Genomic DNA, 6,493 nt, shown 5'->3' with positions numbered 1-6,493 from the left:
CCCCCCGGCTCACCACGACCCCCGCCCTGGGCAGGAGCGCGCCCGTGCCATCCACCTCCGCGCACAGGACGCCCGCCTCCAGGGTCCACGTCTCACGGCGGCCCACGAGCGGCATTTCCACATGAAGCGCCACGCTCGACGGGATCGCAGGAAGGTCGCGCAGCGCCACACCAGGCCCGGGAGCCTCCCACTCCTCCTCCGGCTCCTTCTCGCGCGAAGCCATCAACTCGGCATGCGAGCTGCGCAGGAGCGGGTTCCGCTCCGAGTAGGCCCCATGGGTCGCGATGTAGGGGAACAACCGCGCAATCCAGCCCGTGGAGCGTTCCGGGCCATACAATTTCCTGGGCTTGTAGAGCTGCTGCCAGAGCTCGCGGTCGGGGTTCCCCTCGGCCGCGCTCACGAAGGCGTCCGCGATGGGAATCAATGACGACGTCCACCACGCCAGGTCCAACTCCTGGATGACGTCGATGCGGCGGCGGATGGACCGCCAGTCCTCGGGCGTCCCCAGCAGGGTGATGCGGGGGATGCCGCACAAAGTCTCCATCTCGTAGTCGAAGTATGGCGACATGGCATCCATCAGGACCACGTCTCCGGCCATGCGCTCGATGTCGGTGCTGGTGGAGAAATCACACGACAGCAACCGGGGCAGCCCGGGGCCCAGGGCCTCGCGGAGCTGGAAACGGAACGCGGAGAACAGCGTCAGGAAGGCCGAGTCGGTCGTCGGCAGCGAGTCCAACTCGATGGTCAGCTTCTTGCGGCCCTCATGCCGGACGAGACGGCCGCGGAGGGCCTCCGCGTTCAACCGGATATGCTGCGCCACGCCCTGCGCCATCGTGAGCCAGATGGCGTCCGGCGAGAGCACCAGCGGCCGATGCTCCGCGAAGGCCGTGTGGACGGCGGCGAGCAACGGGTGCACGCCATACGTTTCCAGCACCCGCGTGTCCGGCCCGGGTGCCATCCAGACCGCCTCCTCCACGAACGTCCCAAACAACCTGGTGACAGGAGGCGTCGAGGCCTCCTCGACGGCATCCACCTCGAACGTCAGCATCGGCAGCCCCCTCAGCGTGGCGTGGATGATACCCCGCCGACCTACGCCTCAGGGGCCCTCCCCTGACAGGCAGCGCGCGCCCTGCCATCCCGGGCAAGGCGGCTGCCCGCGGCGCTCACTCGAACTCGAGCGCGCGCTGGAAGTCGGCCGGGTTGGAGGCCGCGCTCTGCGCCGTGTCCAGGGTGATGAGCCCCTCCCGGTAGAGCTGCGTCAGGTGTTGGTCGAAGGACTGCATGCCGAACATGTCGCGGCCCTTCTCGATGACGTCCTTCAGCTCGCTGGCGCGGTCGTCGCGGATGTACTGCTCCACCGTCTTCGTCTGCACCATGATTTCCAGCGCCACGGTGCGGCCCTTGCCGCTGGCCCGGGGCAGCAGGCGCTGCGACACCGTGGCCTTGAGGCAGTCCGCCAGGCGCATGCGCACCATCGTCTGCTCTTCGGCGGGGAACACCGACACCAGGCGGTTGATGGTGCGGGACGCGTCCGTCGTGTGCACCGTGGAGAGCACCAGGTGGCCCGTCTCCGACGCCTTGAGCGCGATGTCGATGGTCTCCGTGTCGCGCATCTCACCCACCAGGATGACGTCCGGGTCCTGGCGCAGCGCCGCGCGCAGCGCAATCGCGAAGCTCTGCGTGTCCGGGCCAATCTCCCGCTGGGAGATGGAGGACTTGATGTTCTTGTAGATGAACTCGATGGGGTCCTCGATGGTGAGGACGTGCAGGTTCTCCGTGCGGTTGATGTGGTCAATCATCGACGCCAGCGTGGAGCTCTTCCCCGAGCCCGTCGCGCCCGTCACCAGCACCAGCCCGCGCTCGTTGCCCGCAATCTTCTTCAACACCTGCGGCAATCCCAGCCCGTCAATGGTTGGGATTTCATCCGGGATGATGCGCAGGATGCACGCCAGCGAGCCCCGCTGCCGGTAGATATTCACCCGGAAGCGCGCCACCCCCGGGAGGCTGTAGGACGCGTCGCACTCCTGAAGCGTGTCGATTTGCTTCTTCACCTCGGGGTCCGACACGACATGGATCGCCACCTGTCGCGTGTGGTCCGCGTGAAGCTTCTCCATCTTCAAGGGCCGGAGCGCGCCATTGACCCGGTAGATGGGCGGGTCTCCCGGCCGGAAGTGGATGTCCGATGCACCGTTCTGCACACCGACCGCGAGCAGCTTGTTGAGCGTTGCCAGATCCAGGGGCGTGTCCCTCTTCAGCTAGGAGAGCCACGGATTCTAGGCGGACGCGTAACAGATGCACATGGTGTGCAATCAACCCGGGGCGGACACCAGGGTCAGCTCGGCAATCTCAGGCGACGGTCCCAGCCGGAGCGGCGGCCCCCAATAGCCTGTCCCCCTGTGGGTATAGACGCGCACCCCGGCGATGGTGGCAAGTCCACGCACCACCGGCTGCTGCAACTTGATGAAGAACATGAAGGGAAACACCTGTCCGCCGTGCGTGTGCCCGGAAAGCTGCAGGTCCACCATCACGCCCGCCTCCGCCACGCGCAGGGCGGACCGGGGCTGATGGGCCAACAACAGACGCGGCACGCCGTGCGGCGCCCCGTGCAGCGCCAGCTCCGGACGGCTGGCATGCGAGGCAATGAGGTGCCCCGCGTCATGGTCCGTCACCCCCGCGATGGTGAGCCGCGCGCCGTCGCGCTCCACCACGCGGTGCTCGTTCTGGAGGACGGTGAGGCCCAGGCGCGCCACCTCCGCCGCCCAGGCCGGGCCCCCGTGGTAGTACTCGTGATTGCCGGTGACGTAGAAGACGCCCAGCGACGCGCGCAGCTCCGAAAGGGGCTTCACCTCGTCCCGCAGCGCCTCCACGGTGCCGTCCACCAGGTCGCCCGTCACCGCCACCACGTCCGGCTGGAGCGCGTTCACCTGCTCCACCACGCGCCGCAGCCAGCGGCCGTCCAACGTGGGCCCCACGTGGATGTCTGAAATCTGCACCACCTTCAGGCCGCTGAGCCCGGATGCAAGGCCCGCCACCGGCACCGTCACCCGCTCCACCGTCGCCCGGCCACGCGCCGTGATGAAGGCGTACACCACCGCCGGCACCGTCACCCCCACCGCGACCAGGGCCTTGCCCCGGGCCAGGGCCAGCGCGTCCGTCACCACGCCCGACCACGACAGGCCCAGCCCCACCAGGTCCGCGACCACCACCGCGCTCAGCAGGATGCCGAAGGCCCCCAGCCACACGTAGGACGTCCACTGGAGCACCTGCGTCCAGAGGGTCGGCTCGCGGCGCGACGCCGCCATTCCCACCGGCAGCGACAGGAAGAGCAGCGCCACCAGGACGGGGCCCAGCCAGGCCCACGGCGCGGGGAGCTGCGGGCTCACGAACAGGCGCACCGCGATATACGCATGCAGCCCGCCCATCAGCGTGAGGATGCCGCCCAGCGACATCAACCACCGCAACGCCAGCGACAGGGACACCCTGGGCCGCCGGGCCTCCTGCTCCACACCTGGGGTCAGCTCCGCCACGAACGACAACCTCCTTCTCACCGGTGCCAGCCATGACCGCGCCCGGAGCGCGGGGACATAACGGCCGCCTGGGGCCGCTGCCCGGCAACCCGCCCGTACACCAGGCGGGTCAACGCCTCATCTTGTGCACCACACCTAAGCCACGGGCGACGGGTTGGCGAGCCGACTAGGTTCAAAGCATGAGAACTTCACGTATCTTCACAGCCGCGCTGCTCGCGGCGGCGGGCGCGGCCTGGGCCCAGCCCGTCCAGTACCTGGACCTGCGGACGCCTCGGGTCGCGCTCAACGCGCGCGTCACCGACCGCGACCTCACCAGCCCTGACCTGCAGGTCGGCTTCAGCGACGACGCCCTGCGAGGCCGCGCCTTCGGCAGGCCCCTCAACCTCACGCTGGACGCCGCGCGGGTCCGAGGCATCTACGGAAGCGGCCCCGTGGACCTGCGAATGACGCAGGAAGAAGGAGGCCTGCGCGCCAAGGGCACGTTCGGCGGACAGCTCACCGACTTCCAGGTGACGCCGCGGACGTTCAAGGGCGACGTGGGCCGGTGCAGCTACGAGCTCACGGCCTCCGAAGAAGGCCGCTATCAAGGCTGGCGTTCGTGCCTCGCCGGATTGGAGAACCCGGTGTCGCTGTCGATTCCGCCTGCCATTGGCGGCGACGACGCCCGGCTCGTGGCCACCCTGGCCTTGATTCTGTCGCGGTAGCCCCACCTCGGGGCGGCTATGGTGCACGCCGTTTCCTCACGACGGAGCGCATCCATGGCACGCATGCACGAAGTGGACTTCCACATCTACGGCGAGGACCTGCAGTTCGTCGAGGTGGAGTTGGATCCGGGAGAAGCCGCGGTCGCCGAAGCCGGCACTCTCATGTACATGGAAGACGGCATCGAGATGGAGACCATCTTCGGTGACGGCTCGGAGAAGACGAGCGGCTTCTTCGGCTCGCTGCTCGGCGCGGGCAAGCGCCTGCTGACGGGTGAGTCCCTCTTCACCACCGTCTTCCTCAACAAGAGCGGCCGGGGCAAGCGCAAGGTGTCCTTCGCCGCGCCCTACCCCGGGAAAATCATCCCGGTGAACCTGAGCGAGCTCGGCGGCGAGCTGATTGCGCAGAAGGACAGCTTTCTCGCGGCGGCCAAGGGCGTGACGCTGGGCATCGCCTTCCAGAAGAAGCTGGGCACCGGCCTGTTCGGCGGCGAGGGCTTCATCATGCAGCGGCTCCAGGGTGACGGGCTCGCCTTCATCCACGCGGGCGGCACGCTGCACGAGCGCACCCTGGGCCCGGGTGAGCTGCTGCGCGTGGACACCGGCTGCATCGTCGCGTTCCAGCCCACCGTGGACTACGACATCCAGATGGTGAGCGGCATCAAGACGGCCTTCTTCGGCGGCGAGGGCCTCTTCTTCGCCACGCTGCGCGGCCCCGGCAAGGTGTGGCTCCAGTCGCTCCCGTTCAGCCGGCTCGCGGGCCGCATCCTCTCCGCCTCGCGCCCGGGTGGCGCGACCGGAGAAGGCAGCGTGCTCGGGGGCGTTGGCCTCGGCAGCCTGCTGGGCGACGACTGACGCACCAGGCAGGCCGGCCGCTCGCGGACCGCTATCCGCGACGCCGCCGCGACAGGCCGGCCAGCCCCGCCAGCAGCACCCAGGAGCCCGCCACACCCACGGGCGAGGCGCCGCAGCCACACCCCACGTCGAGCGCCGCGGGCCCCCGCACCTGAAAGCCCGTGGTCCGCGAGCGCGCCGGAGCCTGGCTGGAGGTGACGAGGTGCTCCTGCGCCGCGACATCGTGCGCGCCCACGGACAGCGCGCGCTCGCGGGGCACCTGGTAACGGAAGGCCCCGGTGTCATCAGCCGTCACCGTGGCGACTTCATTGCCGTCCACCTCGATGACCACCGTGGCGCCCGCCGTCGCCGCGCCCGCGAAGAGCGGCGTGGTGTCCACCACCTCGCCCTCCGCGGGGACCACCAGCACCGGCCAGCCGTCCTCCGGCACCTGTGTGCCGCCATCTTGCTGGGATGCGCCCGCGTCCTGCTCGGAGGTGCCGCCGTCGCCCCCGCCGCTCACCTCCTCGGACTCGAAGCGGATGGGCTGCGAGTAGGGCCCGCTGACGCCCGCCTCGTTGTGCGAATGAACGGTGACGAAGTGCGGGCCCGGCGCCAGCGGTGCTTCGAACGGCCACTGGTAGCGGAAGCGACCCGCGCCATCCACGGGGATGATGACCTCGGTGCCGTTGTCCACCTCGATGCCCACCGTCAGCCCGTTGGGCGCGACGCCCGCGAACAGTGGCGTGGTCCCCACCGTCTCGCCGTCCCGCGGAATCACCAGGATGGGCTCCACCACCACGCCGCCATCCTCCAGGGTGGCCGCGACGGAGAACGACACGGACGCGGAGGGCGCGCTGTACGCCCCCAACGACTCCGCCACCACGTGGACCGTGTGCGTGCCGACCTCGAGCGGCGCCTGCTCCGGAGGAATGGCCGCGGTGAACAGGCCATCCGCGCCAGCGCCCACCTGAAGCCGCTCGACGCCATCGACGAACACGAGGACCCGAACGCCAGGGTCGGCCCGGCCTTCGAAGCGAGGCCGGTGTGGAAGGCCCACCGCTCCGGACACGGGGGAGATGACAGCCGGCGTCCCGGGCGCGCGATAGGCCGCGAGGTATTCCTCGGCGAAGCCCTCGCTCCCCATGCCCGCGCCATGCGTGCCGCCATCGGCCGTGTTGGTGGTTCCAGCGGCGCCACCCGGCACGCCCCTGGGACACGACGCCGTCACCCCTTGCAGCAGCACGCCGCCGCCGCCGCCGCCGCCGCCCGGGCCGAGCACCCAGTCCGGGTAGCTGACGTTGCCACCGTTGCCGCCCGCGGCCTGAGCACTCCCGCAGGTCAGCCCGTCTTGCGCGCGAAGGATGAGGACGCCGCCCGCGCCGCCGCCGCCCGCCCCATCGTCGCCCGGTGTGTGGCCGGCCGCGAGCC

Annotated in this window: 6 protein-coding genes; 2 read left to right on the top strand and 4 right to left on the bottom strand. The window is 69.9% G+C overall.

Features of this window, described 5'->3' with window-relative positions; all coding sequences use genetic code 11:
• From G4D87_RS31210 to G4D87_RS31200, 3 genes are all read right to left on the bottom strand, one after another.
• Nucleotides 1–1,048, bottom strand: a 1,048-nt coding sequence (locus G4D87_RS31210; RefSeq protein ID WP_163786344.1) for a DUF4419 domain-containing protein, incomplete at its 3' end; no start/stop codon positions are given.
• Between the two features lie 115 nt (nt 1,049–1,163).
• Nucleotides 1,164–2,213: a type IV pilus twitching motility protein PilT gene (locus G4D87_RS31205; protein ID WP_275902314.1), complete on the bottom strand. Its 1,050-nt coding sequence runs from the start codon at nt 2,211–2,213 to the stop codon at nt 1,164–1,166.
• 96 nt (nt 2,214–2,309) lie between these two features.
• Nucleotides 2,310–3,527 carry a metallophosphoesterase gene (locus tag G4D87_RS31200; protein WP_163786343.1) on the bottom strand — a complete coding sequence of 406 codons (1,218 nt, stop codon included), beginning with the start codon at nt 3,525–3,527 and terminating at the stop codon, nt 2,310–2,312.
• 179 nt (nt 3,528–3,706) lie between these two features.
• Between G4D87_RS31200 and G4D87_RS31195 the strand changes: the two genes are divergently transcribed.
• Together G4D87_RS31195 and G4D87_RS31190 are read left to right on the top strand one after the other, a co-directional pair.
• A complete protein-coding gene (locus tag G4D87_RS31195) occupies nt 3,707–4,231 on the top strand; it encodes a hypothetical protein (RefSeq protein ID WP_163786342.1) in 525 nt (174 codons plus the stop codon).
• A 54-nt stretch (nt 4,232–4,285) separates the two neighbouring features.
• The gene (locus G4D87_RS31190; RefSeq protein WP_163786341.1) at nt 4,286–5,083 is read left to right on the top strand and encodes a TIGR00266 family protein; all 798 of its coding nucleotides are present in this window, start codon (nt 4,286–4,288) and stop codon (nt 5,081–5,083) included.
• A gap of 31 nt (nt 5,084–5,114) precedes the next feature.
• Here G4D87_RS31190 and G4D87_RS31185 read toward each other — a convergent pair.
• The coding region (locus G4D87_RS31185) for an MYXO-CTERM sorting domain-containing protein (RefSeq protein WP_275902313.1) at nt 5,115–6,493 on the bottom strand (1,379 nt) is incomplete at its 5' end.

This window comes from Myxococcus vastator (assembly GCF_010894475.1).
GTDB classification, from domain to species: domain Bacteria; phylum Myxococcota; class Myxococcia; order Myxococcales; family Myxococcaceae; genus Myxococcus; species Myxococcus vastator.
This window is presented reverse-complemented; position numbering and strand designations above follow the sequence as displayed.